Consider the following 25155-nt stretch of genomic DNA (forward strand, 5'->3'; position numbering starts at 1 on the left):
GGTCAGTTGAGCTTCTTGTGCCAGTTGCGGCGTGTGACGACGGGCGGCTTCGGCCGGTCGATCCGCACGTACAGACGGAAGTGTTCGTCGCGGTCGGCCACGCGGCGGCCTTCCCACACCAGTTTCCAGATGTAGTCGGGCATCGCGCTCGGGTCGCCGTACTCCGTCGAGTCCTGCCGCAGGATGACGTCGCAGTCCTGGTCGAACGAGAAGTGCATGTCGCCGAAATAAGTGAACGTGGCGATCTGCGCATTGCCGAGGCGCACCGGCGAAATGCAGGTGTAGTCGTCCGGCAGATGGCTTGCGATCTGTTGCGCGACGTCCTTGTAGGTCCGGCTGTAGTTGACGACGGGCAGCCACAGCGTCATCAGCAGCACCCACATCAGCGTCGTGCCGGCGCTCGAGAGCACCACGCTGCGCCACAACACTTTCGGATGACGCGCGAGACGCCAGCGCACCAGCACGAACCAGCACACGGTCACGGCGACCGCGCAGACGAACGACAGAATCTTGAACTGCGGCGCGAAGCCCGGCGCGAGCCGCGCGAGGTTGCGCGCGAGCGGATGCGGGAAGCCGGTCAGGCCCGCCACGTACACCAGCCAGACGAAGCTGCCGAGAATCGTGAAGCTTAGCAGCGCGAACCAGTCGATCGCGTTGATCGCGCCGCGTTTGAGGGTGGGCAGCGCAAAGGTGGCGAGCACCGCGAGCGGCGGCAGCAACAGCATATAGAGCCGGTTCGACTGATGGCTCTGCAGGACCACCAGCGCCAGCAGCGGTCCGATCACCGAAAGCGGAATCGCCACGTGCGGCGCGCGCCGCAGACCTTTCCAGCTGAACCATGACCACAGCGCGAGCGGCCATGCCGGCCACGTGAAAAGCGGCAGGTTCTTCAGCGCATAGGCGGCGACCGAGCCCGGCGGTCCGGCAAACGAACTCAGGCTCACATGCACCCATTGATTCAGGTACCAGACGGCGTCCTCGGGAAAGGCGGCGAGCGCGGCGATCGGCCACGACACCGACACCACGAGCGCGACCGGCAGACCGGCGAGCAGCAGCCAGCGGGAACGCCCTTCGCGCACGATCAGCGACATCGCCAAGGTGCCGATCAGCAGCGCGCAGACCAGCACCGGGCTGCTCGCGAGCGTGACGAGGCCGAGCGCGAGGCCCCAGATCAGCGCGCCTTGAATCGGCTTGTCGAGCATCCGCACGAGCCCGTACACCAGCATCGCGATGCCGACGAACTGCGCCAGTTGCGGCGTGGTTTCGTGACCGCGTTCGGCAAGGCCGAAGCAGGCGAGCAGAATCAGCAGCGCGCCGTCGGCGAGTGTGCGGCCGTAGTCGCGCGGCTCCGGTTCGCCGCCGAATGCGTACTTGAACGGCTGAACCTCGGCCCGCCGGCCGAGCAGGTAGGCCGCATACCAGACGAACGCGCAGCCCACGCAAAACAGCAGGCCGGTGAACACGCGCGACGCGTTGCTCGCATCGACCCACGGCGCGAGCGCGCGGATCGCGCTGGCGCCGAGCCAATAGCCGAGTGGACCGTCCTCGGTCAGGTATTTGCCGACCAGATTCGGCAACAGCCAGTCGTGGGCGCCGCCGTTCGCCATGGTCCACATGACGCCGAAGCCGGCTGCGTCCTCGTTCTTCCACGGATCGCGGCCGAACAGCCCGAACGATGCGTAGACGATACAGATGGTCAGCAGCAGCCAGCGCGGCAGCGCACTGGTCGCAGAGGCAGTGAGGCGAACGACAGGTCTCATGCGGTGTGTGGAAATTGGATAAGCGGTGCGGCCATGACCGGACGACGTGTCCGGCCGGGATGGCCCATCTGGAGCATCCGGCATTGTAGTCGTGCCGTGCGTTGCGCGTCACGGCTGGTAACGGTCCGCAACGTCGTTGTGAAGCCTGTAACACGCGCATTGCGAGCGCAGCTGCGGCGGGTGCCATGAGCACGGCATCGGCGATCTTTAGCCGGTACATGAGGCCGCGAACTAGTCAACCCGCAAGGCCGCAAACAAGCCGACAGCGCAGGTGACAAAAAAAGGGCAGCTCGCGCTGCCCTTTTTTGCTGCTTCGCCGCCGGCCAAAGCCAGCGACGAGGCGGGTATTACTTCGCTGCTGCCTTGCCGGTAGCGCGTGCGCCGAACTTCTTGTTGAACTTTTCGACGCGGCCTGCCGTGTCCATGATCTTTTGCTGGCCGGTGTAGAACGGATGCGATTCCGACGACACTTCGATCTTGGCGAGCGGGTAGGTCTTGCCGTTGAATTCGGCGGTTTCACGCGTCTGGATGGTCGAGCGCGTCACAAACTTGAAGTCGTTCGACATGTCGATGAACAGGACTTCGCGGTAATCCGGGTGAATGCCTTCTTTCATGGTCTTTCCTTTAATCTGGCGGTAGCCAACCCGCGTGCAGCCGCAAAGTGCAGACCGCATCTAGGCGCGAGCCACTTGCCTCTGGTCGAAAAACGGCGATTATGCCAGAAAATCAGTCGTTTGACGACTTTTCTGCCAGCTTTTTGGGAGCCCTGACAGGGGAGTTTCAGTGGCGCCGGTGCCGGCCAGCGCAGCGTGCGCGGATTCTCGGCTTCGGGCCTTGTCCAGCCGGCCCGAGGCATGACGGCGGGAGAAGCGCGCTGTCAGGTGGGCGCGAACGTCACTCCGACGCGCGCCGGGTCCTGCCGGTAATAGCGCGCGAGCAGCCGGTAAAGCTCCGGATATGCCGCTTCAAAGGCCTGCGGCGTCACGAATAGCGCTTCGCTGCACACGGCAAAAAATTCCGCCGGATGGTCCGCCGCGTACGGGTCGATCAGCGACTCACGCTCGAACCGCGCCCACCGACGCTCCGGCACCGCGTCGACGCGGGCGCAGAACTGGTCGTACGCGGAGTCGAACACGCCGGCCCACGCCTGCGAGTCGAGCGGCGCATGCCAGCGGCGCATCAGCGGCGGATGTCCGTCCGCCTCGCCGTTCAGCATGTCGATCTTGTGCGCGAATTCGTGAATCACGACGTTGTACGCCTCCGTGCCGTCCGTCATCTGCGCGTCTTCCCACGACAGCACCACCGGCCCGCCTTCCCACGCTTCACCGCTCGCATCGTGCTCGACCTCGTGCACCACGCCGTCCTCGTCCTCGACGGTCTTGCGGATCACGAATTCGCCCGGATAGACGATCACCCCGACCCAGCCGCGGTACAGATCGAGACTCAGATTCAGCACCGGCAAACACGCCTGCGCGGCGATCGCCACGGTCATCGCGTCGGTCAGCTCGAGCTCGTGGGCGGTCGAAAATTCCTTTTGCGCGATGAACAGGCTGGTCAGCTCCCGCAGCCGCGCGAGGTCCGGCGCATCGAGGTGCGCGAGAAACGGCAGGCCCTCGAGCGTGGCTTGCCATAGCGCGTCGTCGATCGCGTAGTCGCGCAGCGCGCGGTCGCGGCGGCGCGCGCCCAGCCATTGAGTGAGTTTCGAAAGCATCGCCTGATGAACCTTAGTCGATCTGTTTTTGCCATGCGGCGAAAATGCCGCCGCAAATCGCTACGCCGATCAGAAAGTAGAAGCCGTCCAGCGAAGCCAGGAAGCTTGCCTGCTGCGCGACCGTCTGGCTGATTTCGACGAGCGCCAGCGAGTGCGCCTCGGATGCCGGGCGGCCTGCTGCGGCGAAGCCGTGCGTCAGCGCGGCGAGCGAGTTCTGGAACACAGGATTGTACGGATTCACGAACTCCGCGAGGCGAGTTTGATGCAATGCCTGCCGATGCTGTTCGACGATGATCACCGAGGCCGTGGCGAACGAGATCGTCAACTGCCGAACGATGTTTTTCAGCCGGTAGCCGTGCGTGAATTCTTCGATCGCGAAGATTCTGAACGTCAGATTGGCGACCGGCAACACAATGAACAGCAACAGCAGTCCGCGCAACAACAACGGCACGACGAGCGCGGCTTCGCCGGCCCCCGGCGACATACGTGTCAGCCACGCGGCAGTGAACGCCGCCACCGCGAAGCCCGGCACGATGATCCACTTCTTGCGCGGCAGCAGCTTCGCATAACGCAGATACACGAACAGCGCGCTCGCGGAAATCAGCGACGTCACGCCGACCAGCCGCCCGGTGTTCTCGACCGGAAAGCCGAGGCCGCCTTCGAGAAAGCGCGAGATCAGATAGCTGAACACGGTCGAGATGTAGTAGTAGAACATATACAGCACGAGCCCGACCCGGAAGACCTTTTCGCGCAGCGCATGTAGACGCATGAGCGGCGCGGGATGATGCCACTGCTGATACGCGAACCAGCCCAGCGCGACGAGGCCGGCGACCGTCAGCAGAATCAGCCCGGGCGACGCGCTGAACAGCTCGAAGCGCACCTGCTGCATCACGAGCTGCAGCGCGCCCTGGGCGAACGCGAAGATGAGATAGGGCCACAAATGTGCCGACCCGCGTTCTTCGGGCAGGCGATTGCCGGAGTCGGGTAGCGCGAGCAGGGCCAGGAACGCGAACAGCACGCCCAGTGGCGCGGTGCAGGCGAAGAGCCCGCGCCAGTCGAAATGCGCGACCAGTTGACCGCCGATCAAAGGCGCGAGCGCGCTGCTCAGCACGATCAGCACGAGAAACGCGCGCGTGGCCGCCGGCCGCTGCTGCGGCGTGAAACTCATCTGGATCAGGATGCGGCAGGTGCCCATCATCGGGCCGATGAAGTAACCCTGAAAGCCGCGCGCCACGGCGAGTTCGATCGACGATTCGCAGAGCGCGGCGGCGAGCGCGCCGGCGCCATAGAGCAGCATGCAGCCGGCTACGTAGCGCCGATAGCCGAAGCGCTCGACCCACCATTGCTGCTGCAGGATGCCGAGCACCGCCGCGACCGCGTAGGCGCTCGAGGCCCACACCAGTTCATCGGGCGACGCGTTGATGCCGCCGGCGATATAGCTGGTGAAAAACGAGAAGATCGAATTGTCGAAGTAGTCGAGGCCGGTAACGACCGCCAATACCCAGGGGAAAAAATCGCCGCGCAGTTTTTCGACGCTGAACAGCGCAACGCGGGACGACGCCGCGCTCATGACGATTCGTCCGGCGCGGCGGGTTGTGGTTTTTTTGCGCGCTTTGCCGAAGGAGATTGTGCCGGGCTCGCGGTGTTTGCCGCTTTGGCAAGCGCGCTACGGCGTTGGGCGAGCAGCGCGTCGGCATTCTCGCCGGCGAGGCGTCGTTCGAGATAGTCGAGATCGGGGCTCAGCTCGGCGCGCAACTTCTGCGCTTCCTTGAGTTCGCGGCGCATCGCTTCGATACGCGCGTCGAGCGCTTCGACCTGCTGCGCAATGGCGTCGCGAATCTGCTTCAGCGATTCGGTCGAAAAGCGATGCCCGCCATCGACGGGCTCCAGCGGACGCTTGAGCATTTCGGTGATGCCGTGCAGCGAGAAGCCGAGCGAGCGCAAACGCAAAATGCGGCCGAAGCGCTTGAGGTCCTCTTCGTCGTAGAGCCGGTAACGGCCCTCGCTGCGCGTGGGCGAGACGAGGCCCCGTTCCTCGTAGTACTTGAGCGTGCGCGGCGTGACACCGAGGCGTTCGGCGGCGTCACGCACGGTTAGTAGCGGGGGTGAGTCCTTCGACATGAGCAGTGGCAGGTATGACGGACTGGCTGCATTGTACTCCAACGTGTACGTTCACGTTTAGGTTGGGCGACTGTGATGCCACAGGAACCTGAAAAGCGAAGCGGGCGAGCGAAAAAAAACCGCTCGTTTGCGGCGAGCGGCTTTTTGCGGTGCGGCTGATGCGGCTGAGTTGGCGTGAGGCTTCAGCTGCCGCCGCCACGACGCATCATGTCGAAGAACTCGGAGTTGCTCTTCGTCTGGCGGATCTTGTCGAGCAGGAATTCCATCGACTCGACTTCGTCCATGTCGTGAATGAACTTGCGCAGCACCCAGATCTTTTGCAGGACTTCGGGCTTGATCAGCAGTTCTTCACGGCGCGTGCCGGACTTGTTCAGGTTGATCGACGGATAAACGCGCTTCTCGGCGAGACGGCGCTCCAGGTGCACTTCCATGTTGCCGGTGCCCTTGAATTCTTCGTAAATCACGTCGTCCATGCGGCTACCGGTTTCGATCAGCGCGGTGCCGATGATGGTCAGCGAACCGCCTTCCTCGATATTGCGCGCCGCGCCGAAGAAGCGCTTCGGACGTTGCAGCGCGTTGGCGTCGACACCGCCGGTCAGGACCTTGCCCGAGGCCGGCACGACGGTGTTGTAGGCGCGCGCGAGACGCGTGATCGAGTCGAGCAGAATCACCACGTCGTTCTTCATTTCGACGAGGCGCTTGGCTTTTTCGATCACCATTTCGGCGACCTGCACGTGACGCGCAGCCGGTTCGTCGAACGTGGAGGCGATCACTTCGCCGGCCACCGAACGCTGCATTTCGGTCACTTCTTCGGGGCGTTCGTCGATCAGCAGGACGAACAGCACGACGTCGGGATGGTTCTGCTTGATCGCGTGGGCGATGTGCTGAAGCATCACGGTCTTGCCGGACTTCGGCGACGCCACCAGCAGGCCGCGCTGGCCTTTGCCGATCGGCGCGATCATGTCGATGATGCGGCCCGTGACGTTTTCCTCGCCGCGCATTTCACGCTCGAGCAGCAGCACCTTGTTCGGGTGCAGCGGCGTCAGGTTTTCGAACATGATCTTGTGCTTCGAGGCTTCCGGCGGCTGGCCGTTGACCTTGTCCACCTTGACCAGCGCGAAATAGCGTTCGCCGTCTTTCGGCGTGCGCACTTCACCTTCGATCGTGTCGCCCGTATGCAGATTGAAACGGCGGATTTGCGACGGGCTGATGTAAATATCATCCGTGCTGGCGAGGTACGAGGTTTCCGGCGAGCGCAGGAAGCCGAAGCCGTCCGGCAGCACTTCGAGCGTGCCGTCGCCGAAGATCGTGTCGCCCGTTTTGGCTCGTTTTTTTAGAATGGCGAACATCAGTTCCTGCTTGCGCAGGCGGTTCGCACTTTCGATCTCGAGGCCGTTGGCCATCTCGATCAATTCGGACACGTGCAGAGTCTTAAGCTCGGATAAATGCATACGGAGAACCCGCAGGAGAAGGTGCGACGAAATGAAATCTGGGAGGAGAGTGAGCGGAACCGCTCAAGGACTTACACGTCTTTTCGACGTTTTGCGGATTCTAGCATAGCACACGCCAATTTCCGCCAGTGCGGCGGCATGGCATCTTTCTTGTTGGGCGTGTTGCCGGTTGACAACACGCCCGTTTCGACCTGCTCGCGAGTCTCGCGGACTCCGGGCAAGCCGATATGCGCCGCTTCAAAGGTTGCCGTCGAGGAACGCGGTGAGTTGCGACTTCGACAACGCGCCGACCTTCTGCGCGGCGACAGCGCCGTTCTTGAACAGGATCAGCGTGGGGATGCCACGCACGCCAAACTTGACCGGCGTCGACTGATGTTCGTCGACATTGATCTTGGCGATCTGCAGACGATCCGCGTAATCCTTTGCGACTTCGTCGAGGATCGGCGCGATCATCTTGCACGGACCGCACCATTCGGCCCAGAAATCGAGCAGCACGGGTTTGTCGGATTTCACGACGTCCTGTTCGAACGATGCGTCGCTAATATGCTTGATTTGTTCGCTCATTGTATGAATACCTCTATCGGTTCGAGGCCCGCCTGAATTGCTCGCCACGATACGTCAAAACCTAAGGAAACTTCCGTTCGCTTTGCCGCACTAGGACTCTTGCCGACACATTCCGGAAAAGTTGATGTTTTATCCTGGAAGGTGCGCAAGCCTCGCGCATGCGGGTCATCCGAATGGCAGTTTAGCTTAATTCGCTATGCGTTGCCGGGGGCGATAGTACCAATCAGGGGGCAGTGGGGCCAACGGCTGCCGGTGAAAAGCTACGACGTTCCAAGCGCGTTCCAATCACCTCAATCACTGCGATGCAGCTTATCTGGTGGCCGGCTGCGCGAACTCAAGTGCCTCGTCAGCCAGCAAGCGAGGTTCCGTCTATAGGATGGGAAGAGCCTGATTCGGCGCGTCGATGTCCGTTTGCTCGTATTAACAGTCGCGCGATTGGCCAAGCGGTGATAGAATGTTTCGTGACGGGCCTCCTCGCATGGAGGGATGGTCAACCTGGTCAGGTCGGGAACGAAGCAGCCACAGCCGTTTTCCACCAGTGCCGAGGGTCAGGCTCGTCACCTCCCTTTTCTGCCGTTCTTGTGTTTGTCTCCGCGGGTTCTTCCGCAATATTTCTCGACTCGGGTTTTACCCTTAGCGTTGCCTTGCTGCGTTGCATACCATCGTGTGGCGGTTGTATTTCGCGCGCTTCGTCCATTTTTTTCTATCGGTCCGTTAGCCTCTTTCAATGAAGCGGTGACACCGTCTCGCGCATCGTTTCGATTCGGTTTTGCGCGGCATCGTTACTGATACAATTTCCGGATGACCTATCAAGTTCTCGCACGCAAATGGCGACCGAAGGATTTCGCTTCGCTCGTCGGACAGGAGCACGTGGTGCGCGCGCTCACGCACGCGCTCGACGGTGGCCGTCTGCATCATGCCTATCTGTTTACCGGCACGCGCGGCGTCGGCAAAACCACGCTGTCGCGCATCTTTGCCAAGGCGCTCAATTGCGAGACCGGCGTGACCTCCACGCCGTGCGGCGTGTGCCGTGCGTGCCGTGAAATCGACGAAGGGCGCTTCGTCGATTACGTCGAGATGGACGCGGCGAGCAATCGCGGCGTCGACGAAATGGCGACGCTGCTGGAGCGCGCTGTGTATGCGCCGGTCGACGCGCGCTTCAAGGTCTACATGATCGACGAAGTGCATATGCTCACCAACCATGCGTTCAACGCGATGCTGAAGACGCTGGAAGAGCCGCCGTCGCACGTCAAGTTCATTCTCGCCACCACCGACCCGCAGAAGATTCCGGTTACGGTGCTCTCGCGCTGTCTGCAGTTCAATCTGAAGCAGATGCCCGCTGGTCATATCGTGTCGCATCTCGAGCACATCCTGGGCGAAGAGCGGGTGCCGTACGACGCCCAGGCGCTGCGCCTGCTCGCGCGCGCAGCCGACGGCTCGATGCGCGACGCGCTGTCGCTGACCGATCAGGCCATCGCCTATTCGGCCAATCAGGTCAATGAAGAGGCGGTGCGCGGGATGCTCGGCGCACTCGATCAGAGCTATCTGATCCGTCTGCTCGACGCGCTCGCGGACGGCGACGGCGCCGCTGTGCTGGCGGTCGCCGACGAGATGGCGCTGCGCAGCCTGTCCTTTTCGACGGCCTTGCAGGATCTGGCGAGTTTGCTGCACCGGATTGCGTGGGCGCAGTTCGCACCTTCGTCGGTGCTGGACGAGTGGCCGGAAGCGGGCGATCTGCGCCGCTTTGCCGAAACGCTGAGCGCGGAGCAGGTGCAGTTGTTCTACCAGATCGCGACGATCGGCCGAAGCGAACTGGGTCTCGCGCCGGATGAATACGCCGGCTTCACCATGACGCTGCTGCGGATGCTGGCGTTCGAACCGGCGCCGACCGGCGGCGGCAGCGACGCGGCGGGTGGGGTGCGTGCTGCTGGTCAGACGGGGGCGGCGGGTGCGAAGCGCACGGGTGCACCGACTGTGGCGGCGCTGCGGGCCTTGTCGGGCTCGACCGTGACGGCTGCCGTTGGGACGGCGAGCGCACGCGAAGCGCAGGGTAGCGATGCGTTGGCGAACAAGGGTGCTGCAGCCGCACCGTCCGCTGCGCAGCGAACTGCCGATACAATGGGCGCGCTAGCGCCTTCGGTTGATACGGCAGCATCGCCATCGTCTGCTGCCGAAGCGTCCAACGTCGTCGAGTCGATTCCGGCCGCCGATGCAGTGAAGTCGGCGCCCGCGATGGCGGCGAGCGTCCCGCCTGCGTTGGCTCCGTGGGACGACGCGCCCGCCGACGCCGTTTCGAACGCTGTCGCCGCGAACACCGGTCCCAACAGCGCGCGCGTCAGCGATACCCCAGCAGAACCCGCTGCCGATGCCGCGGCACCCGCGTCATCTCTCACCGCGCCCGCCACCGCGGCGCTTGCGCGCCCGGAACAGGCGGCGGCCTCGCAGCCGGAGCCGCCATCCGCTGCCGGAACCGCGCCGCGCCGCGCAGGCGGCGCAAGCGCCGCGCTCGACGTGTTGCGCAGCGCTGGCCTGAAGGTCTCCTCGGATCGTGGCCGCGCCGGCTCAGCAGCGGCTGCGAAGCCTGCCGCGCCGGTAACGCCGAAACCCGCCGCCGCGCCGCGCGTGGCCGTTCCGGTGCCGACGCCCGGTGCGCCGCGCCGCGCGCCGCAACAGGATGCCGCGCCGGCCGCTCGTGCGGCGTCATCGCCGTCTGAGCGTAACAGCGCGGAGCAGGGCGGCTCGTCGGTTCCGCCATGGGACGACATGCCGCCCGACGACTACATGCCGATCCCGGCATCGGACGACGGCTATTTCGGGCCGCCGGACGACGACTACGTGCCCGTATTCGACCGCGGCCCGGACGATGTCCGCGTGAATGCCACGGCCACGGCTGCCGCCGCAGCGGCGCCGGTGGTCGACTCGCGCCCGCTGCCGCCCGCCGTGCCGCTCGATCCGCTCGGCTTCAAGGGCGACTGGCCGGCGCTCGCCGTCGATTTGCCGCTCAAGGGCATTTCCTATCAGCTCGCGTTCAACAGCGAACTGATGGCGCTCGAAGGCAACACGCTCAAGCTGAACGTGCCGGTGCCGCAGTACGCGGAAGCGTCGCAGGTCGCTAAACTGAAGAGCGCGCTCGCCGAAAGGCTCGGCCAGAGTGTCGACGTGCTGGTCGAAGTCGGTGCGGCGCGCCGCACCGCCGCAGCGCACGACGCCGCGCTGCGCGCGCAGCGTCAGCAGGAAGCGGAGCGCGAGATCGGCGCCGATCCGTTCGTGCAGTCGCTGATTCGCGAGTTCGGCGCGAGCATCGTGCCCGGCTCGATTCGCCCGATTACCCCGGACGCCGCCTCGAACGGCGCGTCGTCGGTCCACTGATTCGCCGCGTTATCCGCTGTAGCGCGCCCGATTTCCAGATTTCACGCTATCAAGAAGGAGCATGTCCATGATGAAAGGCCAACTCGCCGGGCTGATGAAGCAGGCTCAGCAGATGCAGGAAAACATGAAGAAGATGCAGGAGCAACTCGCGCAGATCGAAGTCGAGGGGCAGTCGGGCGCCGGTCTCGTGAAGGTGACGATGACCTGCAAGAACGACGTGCGCCGGGTGTCGATCGACCCGAGCCTGCTCGCCGACGACAAGGACATGCTGGAAGACCTCGTCGCCGCCGCGTTCAACGACGCCGTGCGCAAGGCCGAAGCCACCGCCCAGGAAAAGATGGGTGGCATGACCTCGGGCCTGCCGCTGCCGCCGGGCTTCAAGCTGCCGTTCTGAATCCCGCAGCGAGGCGGGCGAGCGCCGCGGCGCGAGCCCGAACGCGCCAGCTGGACTCGGGAATGGAATGCGCGGCTCGAACGCAACGCGCCACCTGCACGCGCATTCCCCTTCGCGCCAGTTCGTGCCGGTTCGCCCCGGCTCGAACGGCCCAGCGGCGCAGGTATCCGCGCCGCAGCCGCGCCGGCATTTGCCTGACCGAATCCTCTGCATCGCCACCCGCCTGCACGGACACTACACACTTCGACGCCGATCCGCATGAAACAACCTTCCGCCTTGTCGGCGCTCGTCGAAGCGCTGCGCGCGCTGCCCGGTGTCGGGCCGAAGTCCGCGCAACGCATGGCGTATCACCTGATGCAGCACGACCGCGAGGGCGCCGAGAAGCTCGGCCGCTCGTTGCTGTTCGCGACCGAGCATCTGCAGCACTGCGAGAAATGCAACACCTTTACCGAGGCGCAGATCTGCGAAGTCTGCCTCGATGACGAGCGCGATCCGACGCTGCTATGCGTCGTCGAAACGCCTGCCGACCAGATCATGCTCGAACAGACCATGACCTATCGCGGCCTCTATTTCGTGTTGATGGGGCGGCTGAGTCCGCTCGACGGCATCGGCCCGAAGGAGATCCATTTCGACCGGCTGGTCAGGCGCGCGTCGGATGGCGTCGTCAAGGAAGTCGTGCTCGCGACCAATTTCACCAACGAAGGCGAGGCCACCGCGCATTACCTCGGGCAGACGCTCAAGGCGCGCGGTCTTGCCGTCACGCGTCTCGCGCGCGGCGTGCCGGTGGGCGGCGAACTCGAATATGTCGACGCCGGCACGATCGCCCGCGCGATGCTCGACCGCCGTTCGATGTAGCGCGGCGCCAGCAGGCGGCTGACCCGAGCGCCGCGCGCATCCGCGCCCGCCGCGTCACGACCGCCCACCTCAAGACCAGAAAAAAGGAGACCCATGAGCGCAACCCCTGAATCAGACGCGAGCGCCGCGCCGCATGGACAACCGGGCCCGCTCGCCGGCGTCAAGGTGCTGGAGCTCGGCACGCTGATCGCCGGCCCGTTCGCCGCGCGTTTTCTCGGCGAGTTCGGCGCCGACGTGATCAAGATCGAAGACCCGAAAGGCGGCGACCCGCTGCGTAAATGGCGCAAGCTGTATCCGGAAGTCGGCGGCACGTCGCTGTGGTGGGCCGTGCAGGCGCGCAACAAGAAGTCCGTCACGATCAATCTGAAAGCCGAAGAGGGCAAGGAAATCGTGCGGCGTCTCGCGAAAGAAGCGGATATCGTCGTCGAAAATTTCCGGCCGGGTTTGCTGGAAAAACTCGGGCTCGGTTACGACGTGCTGGCCGCCGAAAACCCCGGCCTCGTGATGGTGCGTCTGTCCGGCTACGGCCAGAGCGGCCCGTATCGCGACCGGCCCGGCTTCGGCGCGATCGCCGAATCGATGGGCGGCTTGCGGCATATCACCGGCTACCCGGATTTGCCGCCGCCGCGCATCGGCATTTCGATCGGCGATTCGATCGCCGCGCTACACGGCGTGATCGGCGCGCTGATGGCGCTGCATCACAAGCAGGTGAACGGCGGCAAGGGGCAGGTCGTCGACGTCGCGCTGTACGAGGCCGTCTTCAACATGATGGAAAGCGTGGTGCCCGAGTACGGCGTGTACGGCATGGTGCGCGAGCGCACCGGCGCGTCGCTGCCGGGCATCGTGCCGTCGAATACGTATCCGTGCCGCGACGGCAGCATCGTGATCGGCGGCAATAGCGATCCGATCTTCAAGCGCCTGATGGTGGCGATCGAACGTGACGATCTCGCCAACGATCCGGGGCTCGCGCATAACGACGGACGTGTGCCGCGCACGCAGGAAATCGACGGCGCGATTGCCGCGTGGCTCGCCACGCGCACCATCGACGAAGCACTCGCGGTGCTGAATGCGGCCGACGTGCCGGTTGGCCGCATCTACAGCGTGGCCGACATGTTCACCGATCCGCAGTTCCTCGCGCGCCAGATGATTCAGCGCTTCAAGTGGCAGGACGGCCAGGAAATCACGCTGCCGGCGGTCACGCCGAAGCTCTCGGCGACGCCGGGCGAGACGCGCTGGCTCGGTCCCGAACTGGGTGAACATACCGATGAAGTCCTGCAATCGCTAGGTTATGATGCTGAGCACATCGCAAGGTTGCACGCGCAACAGATCGTGTGAAGCGCGGCGCCCACGAGCGCCTCGGTAAAAAGCAGAGCAGCGATAAAACAGCTGCAAAACAAGCCGAAAAAGGTCGGACAACAAAGTTTGGAGACAACAGACCATGCAACGCAGAACCTTTCTTGCCGGTAGCGCCGCGCTCGCGGGCGCCACGCTCGTGGCCCCGCCGCTCGCTTTTGCGCAGGGCAAACCTGAAACCAACAAGGTGTCGATCGCGGTTGGCGGCAAGAACCTGTTTTATTACCTGCCGCTCACGATCGCCGAGCGTCGCAACTACTTCAAGGACGAAGGGCTCGAAGTCGAGATTTCGGATTTCGCCGGCGGCTCGCAGGCGTTGAAGGCGGCGGTCGGCGGCAGCGCGGATGTGGTCTCCGGCGCGTTCGAGCACACGCTGCTGTTGCAGGCGCAGAAGCAGATGTTCCGCGAATTCGTGCTGCAAGGGCGCGCGCCGCAGATCGTGCTGGCGGTGTCGAAGAAGACCATGCCGAACTACAAGTCGATCGCCGATCTGAAGGGCAAGAAGATCGGCGTGACCGCGCCGGGTTCGTCGACCTCGATCATGGCGAGCTTCGTGCTCGCGAAGGCCGGGCTGAGCGCGAAAGACGTTGCGTTCATCGGCGTGGGCGCGGGTGCGGGTGCGATCGCCGCGCTGCAGTCCGGGCAGATCGACGCGATCGCCAATCTCGACCCGGTGATGACCAAGCTCGAACGCGCGGGCGAGATCCGCGTCGTGTCGGACACGCGCACGCTCGCCGATACGCGCAGCGTGTTCGGCGGCGACATGCCGGCAGGGTGCCTCTATGCGTCGCAAAGCTTCATCACGAAGAATCCGAACACCACCCAGGCGCTGACCAACGCGATGGTGCGCGCGCTCAAGTGGCTGCAGGCATCGACCGGCAGCGAACTGATCAACACGGTGCCGGAAGGCTATCTGCTCGGCGACCGCGCGGTGTATCTGGATGCGTGGCAGCACGTGAAGGAAGCGATGTCGCCCGATGGCCTGATGCCCGCGGATGGCCCCGCGACGTCGCTGAAGACGTTGCAGGCTTTCGACCCGAATGTGCAGGGCAAGCCAATCGATCTGTCGAAGGCGTGGACCAACGACTTCGTGAAGAAAGCGCTGGCCACTGTGAAGGCGTGAAGCGGGCGTCAAGCGCACGTGCACAGCGCGGACGTCAAGCGCAAACGCGACACCGCTGCGTGTGCCTCACGTGCGACCGCCACACCAATTCCACCTGTCAAAACCGATCTTCGAAGAAGCGAACCGAACGATGACCGTTGCCGCTCTGGCGCTCGAAAACATCACCTGCACGTTCGCCGCGCGCGACAACCGCGCGCAGCGCTACACCGCGGTCAAGGACACCACGCTGCGCATCGCACCCGGCGAGTTCGTCTCGGTGGTCGGCCCGACCGGCTGCGGTAAATCCACGCTGCTGAACATCGGTGCGGGCTTGCTGGCGCCGTCGTCGGGCACGGTCAGCGTGTTCGGCGAGCCGCTCGACGGCATCAACCGGCGCGCCGGCTACATGTTCCAGGCCGACGCGTTGATGCCGTGGCGCTCGGCCATCGACAACGTGATGGCCGGCCTCGCGTTTCACGGCGTGCCGCCTGCGCAAGCGCGCGTCAAAGCCGACGAGTGGTTAAAGCGCGTCGGCCTCGGCGGGTTCGGCGACCGTTATCCGCATCAGCTGTCGGGCGGCATGCGCAAGCGCGTCGCGATGGCGCAGACGCTGATTCTCGACCCCGACATCATCCTGATGGACGAGCCGTTTTCCGCGTTGGATATCCAGACGCGTCAGCTGATGGAAAACGAATTGCTCGACCTGTGGGCCGCCAAACGCAAAGCGGTGCTGTTCATCACGCACGATCTCGACGAAGCCATCGCGATGTCTGATCGGGTGGTGGTGTTGTCGGCGGGGCCGGGCACGCATCCGATCGGCGAATTCACCATCGACTTGCCGCGTCCGCGCGACGTCGCTGAAATTCGCGCGCATCCGCGCTTCGTCGAGTTGCATGCGCAGATCTGGAGCGTGCTGCGCGATGAAGTGCTCAAGGGCTACCAGCAGCAACTGAACGCGGTTTAACCGCGTCGATCCAATCGTCAAGGCAAACCGAGTCATGTGGAAGACGTTACGCCCGAGGCGGGCGAATCTGGTGATCTGGCAGTGGCTGCTGCTGGTGCTGTGCTTCGTGCTCTGGTACGTGCTGACCAGTCCGACGCTGCTGCCGGCGTTCTATTTCGACGATCCGAACAAGGCCGCGTTTTTCTTCGGCGAGCCGCAGAAGGTGCTGCAGCGGATCTGGGAGTGGTTCACCGGCGGCGAGATCTATCTGCATCTGTGGATCACGCTGGTCGAAACCGTGCTTGCGTTCGTGCTGGGCACGGCGCTCGGGCTCGGTGTCGGGCTGTGGCTCGCGCTCGCGCCGCTCGCGAGCGCGTTGTTCGATCCGTACGTGAAAGCGGCCAACTCGATGCCGCGTGTGATTCTCGCGCCGATCTTCGGCGTGTGGTTCGGGCTGGGGATCTGGTCCAAAGTGGCGTTGGGCGTGACGCTGGTGTTCTTCATCGTGTTCTTCAACGTCTACCAGGGCGTGAAGGAAGTCAGCCCCGTCGTGCTCGCAAACGCGCGGATGCTCGGCGCGAACCGCAAGCAACTGCTGCGCTTCGTCTATTTGCCGAGCGCGATGAGCTGGGTGTTTTCCAGCTTGCATACGTCGGTGGGGCTGGCATTCGTCGGCTCGGTGGTGGGGGAGTATCTCGGCTCGGCGCGCGGCGTCGGCTATCTGATTCTGCAAGCCGAGGGCACCTTCGATATCAACACCGTGTTCGCCGGGATTCTGGTGTTGACCGCGTTCGCGCTGGTGCTCGATGCGGTGGTCGGCATGGGCGAGCGGCGCCTCATGAAATGGCAGCCGAAGACGGGCGACACCGAGAAGCTGTAGGCGCGCGCTCGATAAAAAAAACGGCATGGGGTTTTGCACACCGCATGCCGTTTTTGCTTTTTGCTTTTGCTGAACGACTGACCGAGCGTTCAACGAGCATCGATCAGGCACACCACGACTAGGGCGTAATCACCACCTTCCCGATCACACGACGCTCGGCCATATCGCGCAATGCGCGGCCAGTGTCCTCGAGTGAATAGCGCGCGGACACGTACGGCTTGAGCTTGCCTTCACCGATCCAGTCAGTCATCTGCTGGAACGCGGCGTGATTGCGCTGCGGCTCGCGTTTCGCGAAATCGCCCCAGAATACGCCGACCACACTCGCGCCTTTGAGCAGCGTCAGATTGAGCGGCAACTTCGGAATTTCGCCGTACGCGAAACCGACCACCAGATAACGCCCGCGCCAGCCGATGCTGCGAAACGCCGGCTCCGCATACACGCCGCCGACGGGATCGTAAATGACGTCCGGACCTTTGCCGTCGGTGAGCGCCTTGATGCGCTCGCGCAGATCTTCCGTGCTGTAGTTGATGATGGCGTCCGCGCCATGCGCGACGCAGGTGGCGAGCTTCGCGTCGCTCGATGCCGCCGCGATCACGCGCGCGCCTAACGCCTTGCCGATCTCGACCGCGGCCAGTCCGACGCCGCCGGCCGCGCCCAGCACCAGCATCGTCTCGCCGGCCTGCAATGCGCCGCGATCGACCACCGCGTGATGCGAGGTCCCATACGCGAGTGTGAATGCCGCGGCCAGTTCGAACTCGACGCCGTCGGCGAGCGGCACGCAGGCCGCGGCCGGCGCCAGCGCCTGTTCGGCGAAGCCGCCCGAACCCGTGAACGCGACCACGCGCGAGCCTGGCTTGAATTGCGTGACGCCGGCGCCGACCGCGCGCACGACGCCCGCGACTTCCGAGCCGGGCGTGAAAGGCAACGGCGGCTTGAACTGGTATTTGTTTTCGATGATCAGCACGTCGGGGAAGTTGACGGCCGCGGCTTTGACGTCGATCACCACGTGGCCGGGCGGCGCTTCGAGCTCCGGCAGGTTTTCAACGACCAGACTTTCGGGCGGCCCATATTGATTACAGCGAATCGCGCGCATCGTGTCTCCATATCGATCAGGGTTCGCAGGCATTTCGGAGTGTAGAGTAATTCGCACGGTCGTGCGTTTCTTTTGTGCGGCACATTTCGGCCCGTCTTTGACACCTTCCTGGCACCTTCCTGGGACCTTTCGACACCTGTGTTGCTACACGCAACAGCCGCGCGAGAACCGCACGACAGTCCCGCAGCACCGATACAACACGGCAACGTCAAGTGGCCCGCGCCGCTTCACCACGCACCTCGCGCGTTCTCTTTCAGACGCTGCGCGCGCGGGGCCGCCGTGTCGTTCGCGTGCCATCTTTCCTCGGTTACAATCGCCGCATGCGAATCCTACTCAGCAATGACGACGGTTATCTGGCGCCAGGCCTTGCCGCGCTTTACGAAGCGCTCAAGCCGATCGCGGACGTCACCGTGATGGCCCCCGAACAGAATTGCAGCGGTGCGTCGAATTCCCTGACGCTGTCGCGGCCGCTCTCGGTTCTGCGCTCGGCCAACGGCTTCTACTACGTGAACGGCACGCCCACCGACTCGGTGCACATCGCGCTGACCGGCATGCTCGACCATACACCGGACCTGGTGGTGTCGGGCATCAACAACGGTCAGAACATGGGCGAAGACACGCTCTATTCGGGCACCGTCGCGGCCGCCACCGAAGGCATCATGTTCAACGTGCCCGCCATCGCGTTTTCACTGGTCGACAAGGATTGGGCGCATCTCGAAGACGCGGTGCGGGTCGCAGCGGAAATCGTCAAGCATTATCTCGAGCAGCCGCTGCCCGGCCATCCATTGCTGAATGTCAATATTCCGAACCTGCCGTACGAGCAACTCGGCGGCTGGCTGATCACGCGTCTCGGCAAGCGGCATCCGTCGCAGCCGGTGATCCGCCAGACCAACCCGCGCGGCGAGCCGATCTACTGGATCGGTCCGTCGGGCAGCGCGCGCGACGCGAGCGAAGGCACGGACTTCCACGCGGTCGCCAGCGGGCACGTGTCGATCACGCCGCTGCAGCTCGACCTGACCCACACGCAAATGCTGCCCGCAGCGCGCGACTGGGTGCGCGCCGGCAGCGGCGCTTCATGACCAGCGAGCGCGCCAAGCGCTTTCCGCTCGGCCTCGAGGACCTGGTGCGCGAACCGCGCCGCCCCGAAGGGCGTCCGGGCGAAGTGCGCGCGGCGGCGCTCGCCGCGAGCGCCGCACTCAACGCGCGTCAACAGCCGGCCAAGTATGCGCCGGGCGGCGCCGGGGGCAAGTCGCAGTCCAGAGCGCCGGGCAACCCGCAGACCGTGGTGCAGGCGAAGCCGCAGCCGAAGCCGCAATCCATTACGCCGCCGAAGCCGCAGGCCGCGCCGTCGCAGTCGCAAGCGAAGCCGCAGGCGCAGTTGCAGTCGGCCAAAGCACAGCCCAAGCTGTCGACATCCGTATCGGGCGCGGCCGCGCGCGGCGCATCGCAATCAACCTCATCCGCCCGATCCGCCGCCCGTTCCAACGAACGCGCGGCCGCGCCGAACGTCGCGTTGAGCGGCGCGCTGGCGCTGACTTCGGAACGGGTTCGCGAACGGATGGTCGAACGCCTGCGTGCGAACGGCGTGACCGATCAGCGCGTGTTGAACGCGATGTCGGCGGTGCCGCGCCACATGTTCGTCGACCCGGGTCTCGCGGCCCAGGCCTACGAAGATGCGGCGTTGCCGATCGGCCATCACCAGACGATCTCCAAGCCCTCGGTGGTCGCGCGGATGATCGAGCTGGCGGCGGCCGGCCGCGCGCTCGGCAACGTGCTCGAAATCGGCACCGGCTGCGGTTATCAGGCGGCGGTGCTGAGCCAGGTCGCGCGCGAGGTCTATTCGATCGAACGCATCAAGCCGTTGTCCGAACGCGCGAAGACGAATCTGCGGCCGCTGCGCATTCCGAATATCCGGCTGCACTATGGCGACGGACGACTCGGCCTGCCGTCCGCAGCGCCCTTCGACGCGATCCTGATCGCCGCGGCGGGGCTCGACGTGCCGCAGGCTTTACTTGAACAACTCGCGATCGGCGGCCGTCTGGTCGCGCCGGTCGGCTCGCAGGACGGCCAGAACCAGGTGCTCACGCTGGTCGAGCGCCTCGGGCCCGCGCAGTGGCGCGAGTCGCGGCTTGATCGCGTTTTCTTTGTACCCTTAAAATCCGGAGTGATTTGATACCGATGAGTATGTTGCGCGCGATGCAGAGAACCAGCCTGAATTTCCCAATGACCGTAACCCAGCGTAGCGTGTGCGTGCTCGCCTTGTCCCTGTTGATGACGGCTTGTGCATCCCGGCTCGATCAGGCGCCCGTCGTCGATCGTTCCGGCGGCAGCCCGCTCAGTACGCAAGCTGCGCAGCCGCCTGTGCCGCTCGGGCCGCCGCCGCCGGGCTACTATCGCGTGAAGCCGGGCGACACGCTGTATCGGATCGCATTGGAGAACGGCCAGAACTATCGCGATATTTCGGCGTGGAATAATCTCACCAACCCGAATCAGATCGAAGTCGACCAGTTGCTGCGCGTGGTGCCACCAGGTGCGAATACGGCGGCGCTGACACCGGGCGTGTCGACCGCGCCGATCGGCGGCGGCGGGGCGGTGCAAAGCGCGCCGCTCGGCAGCACGTCGCCGTCCGCGGGCGCCGCTGCCGGCGTGGCGGCGCCGCCGTTGTACGGCTCGGCCGCGAACAATGCAGCGTTGACCCCGCCGGCCCCTGCGGGCGCCGCGAGCGACTCGGGCACCGGCGCCTCGGGCAATGTCGCATTCGGATGGCCGGTGCGCGGACCGCTCCTCGGCACGTTTAACGATTCGACCAACAAAGGTGTCAACATTGGCGGCACCGCGGGCGATCCCGTGAAGGCTTCCGCGGATGGCCGCGTGGTCTATGCCGGAAATGGGCTGCGTGGTTACGGCAATCTCATTATCATCAAGCATGATGCAACTTATCTCACCGCGTATGCACACAACCGCTCTTTGATGGTAAAAGAGGGAGACGCGGTAACGAAGGGGCAGAAGATCGCCGAGATGGGCAATAGCGATTCCGACCGTGTGATGTTGCATTTCGAAGTTCGCCGTCAGGGTAAACCTGTCGACCCACTGAAGTACTTGCCGCCGCAATAAGCGATACGACCATGCCGAAATCGAAGCGCCGCCCGCCGCAAGCCGAGTCTGAAACGACCAGCCAGGTTTCGTCCGCCGCAGTGGACGAAAGCGGCGCTTCGGAAGTCGAAGAAGAGATCGCTGAAGAGCACGATCTCGACGAACGTCAGAGCGGCGCGGACGAAGCCGGCGACGCCCGCGAAGGTGCGAGCGAAGCCGCGCCGGACGCCGACGATTTTCGCGCGCTGCTGCAAGCCGAGCTGACCGCCGACACGATCCAGCATTATCTGAATCGCATAAGCGTGAAGCCGCTTCTCACGGTGGAAGAGGAACAGAAGTATTCGCGTCTTGCCAAGGCCGGCGAGTTCGATGCGCGTCAGGTGATGATCGAGCGCAATCTGCGGCTCGTCGTCAGCATCGCCAAGGGTTATCTGAATCGCGGCGTGCCGCTGCTCGATCTGATCGAAGAGGGCAACCTCGGCCTGATGCACGCAATCGAAAAATTCGATCCGACGCGCGGCTTCCGGTTTTCGACGTATGCCACGTGGTGGATCCGCCAGAGCATCGAGCGCGCGATCATGAACCAGGCGCGCACCGTGCGCTTGCCGGTGCACGTGATTCGTGAGCTCAACCAGGTGTTGCGCGCCAAGCGTCACCTCGAAAAGAATTCGATGAATTCCGGCGAAGCGGCCGAGCGCCGCGACGCCAGCATCGACGACATCGCCTATCTGACCGGCAAGACCACCGACGAAGTCACCGACATTCTCGCGCTGAACGAGCACACGGCGTCGCTCGATGCGCCGCTCGATCTCGATCCGGCGAGCAGCCTGCTCGATCTGCTGTCCGACGACCAGAGCCAGTCGCCGGATGCGGAGGTGCAACATCGCGAGCTGGAAACGCTGACACGCGCGTGGCTCGCGCGCCTGTCGGACAAGCATCGGCATGTGATCGAGCGCCGCTTCGGGCTCAATCACATCGAACCCGCCACCCTCGAAGAGCTAGCCGACGAAATGGGCCTCACGCGCGAGCGTGTGCGCCAGATCCAACAGGAAGCGCTGGTGCGGTTGAAGCGCTTTTTCGCCTCCAACGGTGTTCGGAAGGACGCCGTTCTATAACCTGATGACACCGATTCTTGTTTTCGACATCGAGACGATTCCCGATGTCGCCGGCATTCGCCGCCTCGAAGATTTGCCCGCCACGATGAGCGACGCCGAAGTCGCCGAGCATGCGTTCGCCGCGCGTCGTGAAAAGACCGGCAGCGATTTCCTGCCGCATCACCTGCAACGGATCGCGGCGATTTCCTGCGTGTTCCGCGACAACAACGGTTTCCGGGTGCGCTCGCTCGGCACGCTGGAAGACGGCGAGGCGGCGCTGGTGCAGTCGTTCTATCGCGTGATCGAGAAGTACACGCCGCAGCTCGTATCGTGGAACGGCGGCGGTTTCGACCTGCCGGTGCTGAACTACCGGGCCCTCGTCAACGGTATTCCCGCGAGCCGTTTCTGGGATCTCGGCGAGGACGACCGCGAGTTCAAGTGGAACAACTACATCAGCCGCTATCACGCGCGTCACACGGATCTGATGGACGTGCTCGCGATGTACCAGGCGCGCGCCAACGCGCCGCTCGACGCGCTCGCCAAGATGTGCGGCTTCCCCGGCAAGATGGGCATGGACGGCAGTCAGGTGTGGCAGGCGTACCAGCAAGGCCGCATCGAGGAAATCCGCAATTACTGCGAGACCGACGTCGTCAATACCTATCTGCTGTATTGCCGCTTTCAGCTGATTCGCGGCGCGTTTTCAGCGGCGGAGTATGCTGACGAGATCAACCTGGTCAAGAATGCGCTGGCGCTGGAAATCGCGCCGCAATGGGCCGAGTATCTGGCGGCGTTCGAGCAATAGTTTTCCGTTGGCCGGCTCGACAGCCGGCTGACGCGGGGTCGCGCCGAACCTCGGCAGCCCGGCGCTTCGTCTACAATCTCGCCTTTCCCCAAGTCTGTCAGGAAGTCGCAGGTGTCCCGAACTGCCCCCCATCGTCGCCCGCAGAAGCGCCCCTCGAAATACCACAAGGCGCCCGCTGCGGCGCCAGCGCTCGTCATCACCGGCCACGAGCCGGTCGTCGAAATCGTTTCGCTCGATATGGAAGCACGCGGCGTCGGCCGCATCGAGAGCGAAGACGGCACGCCCGGCAAGGTGGTTTTCGTCGAAGGCGCATTACCCGGCGAACGCGTCAGCTACTCGACGCATCGCAGCAAGCCGAAATTCGAGCAGGCCGAAGTCGTTCAGGTGTTCCGCGAAAGCGTGATGCGCACCAAACCGAAGTGCCGCTACTTCGATATCTGCGGCGGCTGTTCGATGCAGCATCTGGACGTGCGCGCGCAGGTCGCCGTCAAGCAGCGCGTGCTCGAGGACAACCTGCAGCATCTGGCGAAACTGCGCCCCGAAACCGTGTTCCGGCCGATTGACGGGCCGGCCTGGGGTTATCGCTATCGTGCGCGCCTAGGCGTGCGCTATCTGCCGGAGAAGGGCGGCATGCGCATCGGCTTTCACGAGAAGAAGAGCAGCTACATCGCGGACATGAAAACCTGCGAAGTGCTGCCGCCGCAGGTGTCGGCGATGCTGATGCCGCTGCGCTTCATGGTCCGCAAGCTGTCGATCTACGACCGCATGCCGCAGCTCGAACTGGCGGTGGGTTCGTCGGTGACGGCGCTGGTGGTGCGCAACCTCGAACCGATCACCGCCGCCGACGAACAGGTGCTGCGCGATTTCGCCGACGAGCACAAGGTGCAGTTCTGGCTGCAGCCGGGCGGCCCGGAGACGGTCAAGCCGTTCTATCCGCTCGATGTCGAGCTCGACTACACGCTGCCGGAATACGGCATCCGCATGCCGTTCAAACCAACCGACTTCACCCAGGTCAATCATGCGATCAACCGCGTGCTCGTGAACCGCGCCTTGCGCTTGCTGGCGCCGGCGCGCACCGATCGTGTGCTCGATCTGTTCTGCGGGATCGGCAACTTCACGCTGCCGCTCGCGCGGATCGCGCGGGAAGTCGTGGGGATCGAGGGCAGCGAAGTGCTGACCTCGCGCGCGCTCGCCAATGCCGAGCTGAACGGCGTGGCCGGGCATACGTCGTTCGCGTGCCGCAATCTGTTCGAAGTCACCGCCGACGACCTGCGCGCGCTCGGCCACTTCGACAAATTCCTCGTCGATCCGCCGCGCGAAGGCGCGCTGGCCGTCGCGAAGGCGCTGGCGGAGATCGCGCAAAGCGGCAATGGACCGCTGCCGAAGCGGGTCGTCTACGTGTCGTGCAATCCGGCGACGCTCGCCCGCGATTCGGGCCTGCTCGTGCACGAGGCCGGCTACCGGCTGGTGGGCGCGGGCGTGGTGAATATGTTCCCGCATACGTCGCACGTGGAGTCGATCGCGTTGTTCGAGCGGGACTGAGGCTCGTCGAGCTGACGCGGTGACGTGGGGCCGGCTGCCTGGGCCTCGCGCGAGCAAAAGGCCGCGCACGAACAGAAACGCCACGACCGGGGTCGTGGCGTTTCTGTTTGCAGCGGGGAGTCTCAGTGCGTGGCGCGCGTTAGAACTGCCACCACGACTTCTGGGTTCCCGGCCGTGCGTGGCCCGTGATGTACGGGCTGTCCGGGAAGGTGCCGGCCAGCACGCGCTTGGTGTCGTCGGCCAGCTGCGGCTGGTTCAGCTTCTCGTACGACAGCATCATGATGTGCAGTGCGTCTTCGATAGCCGGTGCATTCTTGTACTCGCGCAACGCCAGTTGCGCGCGGTTGATTGCGGCGACATAAGCGCCACGGCGGTAGTAGTAGTCAGCCGCGTGGACTTCGTGCGACGCCAGCGCGTTCACGATGTAGCGCATGCGTTGCGCGGCGTCCGGCGCGTACTTGCTGTTCGGGTAGCGGTCCACCACGACCTTGAACGCGTCATACGACTCGCGCAGCGACTTCGGATCGCGCTCGCTCATGTCCTGGCCGGAGAAGCGGCCGAACAGACCGAGGTCGTCGTTGAAGTGGATCATGCCCTTCAGGTAGTACGCGTAAGCGATGTCCGGATGATCCGGGTGCAGCTGGATGAAGCGGTCGATGGCCTGGTCGGCGGCGGCGTTTTCGTTGTCTTTCCAGTTGCAGTAAGCGACGTTGATCTGCGCCTGCTGGGCGAAATGGCCGAACGGATCGCGGCCTTCGAGCATTTCGAAATACTTCGCGCACTTGCCGAAATCACCACCGGTCAAGGCGTCGTTCGCCTCCGTATATAATTTGTTGTTATTCCACGTTGCCGTTTCGTCGGTCTTTTCCGGCAGGCCGTGGCAAGCCGCGATAACGGTGACGGCCGCGGCGCATGCAATGTATCCGGCCACTTTCCGGGCCGCCTTCTTGATGGCCGCCAAATTGATCGCCGCTTCAGTGATGGTGTTCAAGGCTCGCATTTTCCAGTCTAGCTTTACGTCCAGGTGA

At 64.2% G+C, this 25155-nt stretch carries 22 protein-coding genes and 1 other RNA gene; 14 read left to right on the plus strand and 9 right to left on the minus strand.

Annotated features, from left to right (window positions below; genetic code table 11):
* Positions 1-2: 2 nt before the first annotated feature.
* The 7 genes from PQR02_RS14325 to trxA form a co-directional block, all read right to left on the minus strand.
* Positions 3-1760 (minus strand): ArnT family glycosyltransferase, encoded by a 1758-nt coding sequence (locus PQR02_RS14325; protein ID WP_408231480.1) that lies wholly within the window; start codon positions 1758-1760, stop codon positions 3-5.
* Between the two features lie 347 nt (positions 1761-2107).
* Positions 2108-2374 carry a type B 50S ribosomal protein L31 gene (locus PQR02_RS14330; RefSeq protein ID WP_149673157.1) on the minus strand — a complete coding sequence of 89 codons (267 nt, stop codon included), beginning with the start codon at positions 2372-2374 and terminating at the stop codon, positions 2108-2110.
* Between the two features lie 263 nt (positions 2375-2637).
* On the minus strand, positions 2638-3471 hold the full coding sequence (locus PQR02_RS14335) for a M90 family metallopeptidase (RefSeq protein WP_408231483.1): 834 nt from the start codon (positions 3469-3471) through the stop codon (positions 2638-2640).
* Between the two features lie 13 nt (positions 3472-3484).
* Entirely contained in the window at positions 3485-5041 is a 1557-nt protein-coding gene (locus PQR02_RS14340) for an MFS transporter (RefSeq protein ID WP_408231486.1), read from the minus strand.
* On the minus strand, positions 5038-5592 hold the full coding sequence (locus tag PQR02_RS14345; RefSeq protein WP_408231489.1) for a MerR family transcriptional regulator: 555 nt from the start codon (positions 5590-5592) through the stop codon (positions 5038-5040). Before PQR02_RS14345 ends, PQR02_RS14340 begins: the two co-directional genes overlap by 4 nt.
* A 182-nt stretch (positions 5593-5774) precedes the next feature.
* Positions 5775-7043 carry a transcription termination factor Rho gene (gene rho, locus PQR02_RS14350; protein ID WP_006048863.1) on the minus strand — a complete coding sequence of 423 codons (1269 nt, stop codon included), beginning with the start codon at positions 7041-7043 and terminating at the stop codon, positions 5775-5777.
* Between the two features lie 237 nt (positions 7044-7280).
* Positions 7281-7607 carry a thioredoxin TrxA gene (gene trxA / locus PQR02_RS14355; protein WP_006048864.1) on the minus strand — a complete coding sequence of 109 codons (327 nt, stop codon included), beginning with the start codon at positions 7605-7607 and terminating at the stop codon, positions 7281-7283.
* Positions 7608-8070: 463 nt separating this feature from the next.
* Between trxA and ffs the strand changes: the two genes are divergently transcribed.
* The 8 genes from ffs to PQR02_RS14395 all read left to right on the plus strand — a co-directional run bounded on the left by ffs (position 8071) and on the right by PQR02_RS14395 (position 16503).
* Positions 8071-8169, plus strand: an RNA gene (gene ffs / locus PQR02_RS14360) — signal recognition particle sRNA small type.
* A 239-nt stretch (positions 8170-8408) separates the two neighbouring features.
* The gene (locus PQR02_RS14365) at positions 8409-10976 is read left to right on the plus strand and encodes a DNA polymerase III subunit gamma/tau (protein ID WP_408231492.1); all 2568 of its coding nucleotides are present in this window, start codon (positions 8409-8411) and stop codon (positions 10974-10976) included.
* Between the two features lie 67 nt (positions 10977-11043).
* Positions 11044-11370: a YbaB/EbfC family nucleoid-associated protein gene (locus tag PQR02_RS14370; protein ID WP_006048866.1), complete on the plus strand. Its 327-nt coding sequence runs from the start codon at positions 11044-11046 to the stop codon at positions 11368-11370.
* Between the two features lie 258 nt (positions 11371-11628).
* On the plus strand, positions 11629-12225 hold the full coding sequence (recR, locus tag PQR02_RS14375; RefSeq protein ID WP_408231496.1) for a recombination mediator RecR: 597 nt from the start codon (positions 11629-11631) through the stop codon (positions 12223-12225).
* 93 nt (positions 12226-12318) lie between these two features.
* Positions 12319-13560 carry a CaiB/BaiF CoA transferase family protein gene (locus tag PQR02_RS14380; protein WP_408231499.1) on the plus strand — a complete coding sequence of 414 codons (1242 nt, stop codon included), beginning with the start codon at positions 12319-12321 and terminating at the stop codon, positions 13558-13560.
* Between the two features lie 103 nt (positions 13561-13663).
* Positions 13664-14701: an ABC transporter substrate-binding protein gene (locus PQR02_RS14385; protein WP_408231502.1), complete on the plus strand. Its 1038-nt coding sequence runs from the start codon at positions 13664-13666 to the stop codon at positions 14699-14701.
* Positions 14702-14831: 130 nt separating this feature from the next.
* Positions 14832-15644 (plus strand): ABC transporter ATP-binding protein, encoded by an 813-nt coding sequence (locus PQR02_RS14390; protein ID WP_408231505.1) that lies wholly within the window; start codon positions 14832-14834, stop codon positions 15642-15644.
* A 34-nt stretch (positions 15645-15678) separates the two neighbouring features.
* Positions 15679-16503: an ABC transporter permease gene (locus tag PQR02_RS14395; RefSeq protein WP_408231508.1), complete on the plus strand. Its 825-nt coding sequence runs from the start codon at positions 15679-15681 to the stop codon at positions 16501-16503.
* Between the two features lie 118 nt (positions 16504-16621).
* Here the strand turns inward: PQR02_RS14395 and PQR02_RS14400 are convergent, their stop codons facing one another.
* Positions 16622-17596, minus strand: coding sequence for an NADPH:quinone oxidoreductase family protein (locus PQR02_RS14400; RefSeq protein WP_408231511.1), 975 nt, complete (start codon positions 17594-17596; stop codon positions 16622-16624).
* A 320-nt stretch (positions 17597-17916) separates the two neighbouring features.
* On the opposite strand from PQR02_RS14400, the gene surE reads away from it, so the two are divergent.
* The 6 genes from surE (at position 17917) to rlmD (ending at position 24127) form a co-directional block, all read left to right on the plus strand.
* A complete protein-coding gene (surE, locus tag PQR02_RS14405; protein ID WP_408231514.1) occupies positions 17917-18675 on the plus strand; it encodes a 5'/3'-nucleotidase SurE in 759 nt (252 codons plus the stop codon).
* Positions 18672-19769, plus strand: a complete 1098-nt coding sequence (locus tag PQR02_RS14410; RefSeq protein WP_408231517.1) for a protein-L-isoaspartate(D-aspartate) O-methyltransferase — start codon at positions 18672-18674, stop codon at positions 19767-19769. Before surE ends, PQR02_RS14410 begins: the two co-directional genes overlap by 4 nt.
* 5 nt (positions 19770-19774) lie before the next feature.
* Entirely contained in the window at positions 19775-20710 is a 936-nt protein-coding gene (locus PQR02_RS14415; protein ID WP_408231520.1) for a peptidoglycan DD-metalloendopeptidase family protein, read from the plus strand.
* 11 nt (positions 20711-20721) lie between these two features.
* Positions 20722-21804 (plus strand): RNA polymerase sigma factor RpoS, encoded by a 1083-nt coding sequence (gene rpoS, locus PQR02_RS14420; RefSeq protein ID WP_408231523.1) that lies wholly within the window; start codon positions 20722-20724, stop codon positions 21802-21804.
* A gap of 4 nt (positions 21805-21808) precedes the next feature.
* Entirely contained in the window at positions 21809-22585 is a 777-nt protein-coding gene (locus tag PQR02_RS14425) for a 3'-5' exonuclease (protein WP_408231526.1), read from the plus strand.
* Between the two features lie 111 nt (positions 22586-22696).
* Positions 22697-24127 carry a 23S rRNA (uracil(1939)-C(5))-methyltransferase RlmD gene (gene rlmD / locus PQR02_RS14430; protein ID WP_408231529.1) on the plus strand — a complete coding sequence of 477 codons (1431 nt, stop codon included), beginning with the start codon at positions 22697-22699 and terminating at the stop codon, positions 24125-24127.
* A 139-nt stretch (positions 24128-24266) separates the two neighbouring features.
* Here the strand turns inward: rlmD and PQR02_RS14435 are convergent, their stop codons facing one another.
* Positions 24267-25127, minus strand: a complete 861-nt coding sequence (locus PQR02_RS14435) for an outer membrane protein assembly factor BamD (RefSeq protein WP_408231532.1) — start codon at positions 25125-25127, stop codon at positions 24267-24269.
* Between the last annotated feature and the right edge of the window lie 28 nt (positions 25128-25155).

Source organism: Paraburkholderia sediminicola (assembly GCF_046026895.1).
Classification (GTDB): Bacteria; Pseudomonadota; Gammaproteobacteria; order Burkholderiales; family Burkholderiaceae; genus Paraburkholderia; species Paraburkholderia sediminicola_C.

Bases quoted from the DNA above. Each gene is read 5' to 3' on its own strand.
- PQR02_RS14365 (WP_408231492.1), top strand. From the start codon at position 8,409: ATGACCTATCAAGTTCTCGCACGCAAATGGCGACCGAAGGATTTCGCT.
- PQR02_RS14395 (WP_408231508.1), top strand. From the start codon at position 15,679: ATGTGGAAGACGTTACGCCCGAGGCGGGCGAATCTGGTGATCTGGCAG.
- PQR02_RS14325 (WP_408231480.1), bottom strand. From the start codon at position 1,760: ATGAGACCTGTCGTTCGCCTCACTGCCTCTGCGACCAGTGCGCTGCCG.
- surE (WP_408231514.1), top strand. From the start codon at position 17,917: ATGCGAATCCTACTCAGCAATGACGACGGTTATCTGGCGCCAGGCCTT.
- PQR02_RS14415 (WP_408231520.1), top strand. From the start codon at position 19,775: ATGAGTATGTTGCGCGCGATGCAGAGAACCAGCCTGAATTTCCCAATG.
- rpoS (WP_408231523.1), top strand. From the start codon at position 20,722: ATGCCGAAATCGAAGCGCCGCCCGCCGCAAGCCGAGTCTGAAACGACC.
- PQR02_RS14380 (WP_408231499.1), top strand. From the start codon at position 12,319: ATGAGCGCAACCCCTGAATCAGACGCGAGCGCCGCGCCGCATGGACAA.
- PQR02_RS14340 (WP_408231486.1), bottom strand. From the start codon at position 5,041: ATGAGCGCGGCGTCGTCCCGCGTTGCGCTGTTCAGCGTCGAAAAACTG.
- PQR02_RS14425 (WP_408231526.1), top strand. From the start codon at position 21,809: ATGACACCGATTCTTGTTTTCGACATCGAGACGATTCCCGATGTCGCC.
- PQR02_RS14345 (WP_408231489.1), bottom strand. From the start codon at position 5,592: ATGTCGAAGGACTCACCCCCGCTACTAACCGTGCGTGACGCCGCCGAA.
- rho (WP_006048863.1), bottom strand. From the start codon at position 7,043: ATGCATTTATCCGAGCTTAAGACTCTGCACGTGTCCGAATTGATCGAG.
- PQR02_RS14370 (WP_006048866.1), top strand. From the start codon at position 11,044: ATGATGAAAGGCCAACTCGCCGGGCTGATGAAGCAGGCTCAGCAGATG.
- PQR02_RS14330 (WP_149673157.1), bottom strand. From the start codon at position 2,374: ATGAAAGAAGGCATTCACCCGGATTACCGCGAAGTCCTGTTCATCGAC.
- PQR02_RS14390 (WP_408231505.1), top strand. From the start codon at position 14,832: ATGACCGTTGCCGCTCTGGCGCTCGAAAACATCACCTGCACGTTCGCC.
- PQR02_RS14385 (WP_408231502.1), top strand. From the start codon at position 13,664: ATGCAACGCAGAACCTTTCTTGCCGGTAGCGCCGCGCTCGCGGGCGCC.
- PQR02_RS14335 (WP_408231483.1), bottom strand. From the start codon at position 3,471: ATGCTTTCGAAACTCACTCAATGGCTGGGCGCGCGCCGCCGCGACCGC.
- PQR02_RS14435 (WP_408231532.1), bottom strand. From the start codon at position 25,127: ATGCGAGCCTTGAACACCATCACTGAAGCGGCGATCAATTTGGCGGCC.
- PQR02_RS14410 (WP_408231517.1), top strand. From the start codon at position 18,672: ATGACCAGCGAGCGCGCCAAGCGCTTTCCGCTCGGCCTCGAGGACCTG.
- PQR02_RS14400 (WP_408231511.1), bottom strand. From the start codon at position 17,596: ATGCGCGCGATTCGCTGTAATCAATATGGGCCGCCCGAAAGTCTGGTC.
- trxA (WP_006048864.1), bottom strand. From the start codon at position 7,607: ATGAGCGAACAAATCAAGCATATTAGCGACGCATCGTTCGAACAGGAC.
- recR (WP_408231496.1), top strand. From the start codon at position 11,629: ATGAAACAACCTTCCGCCTTGTCGGCGCTCGTCGAAGCGCTGCGCGCG.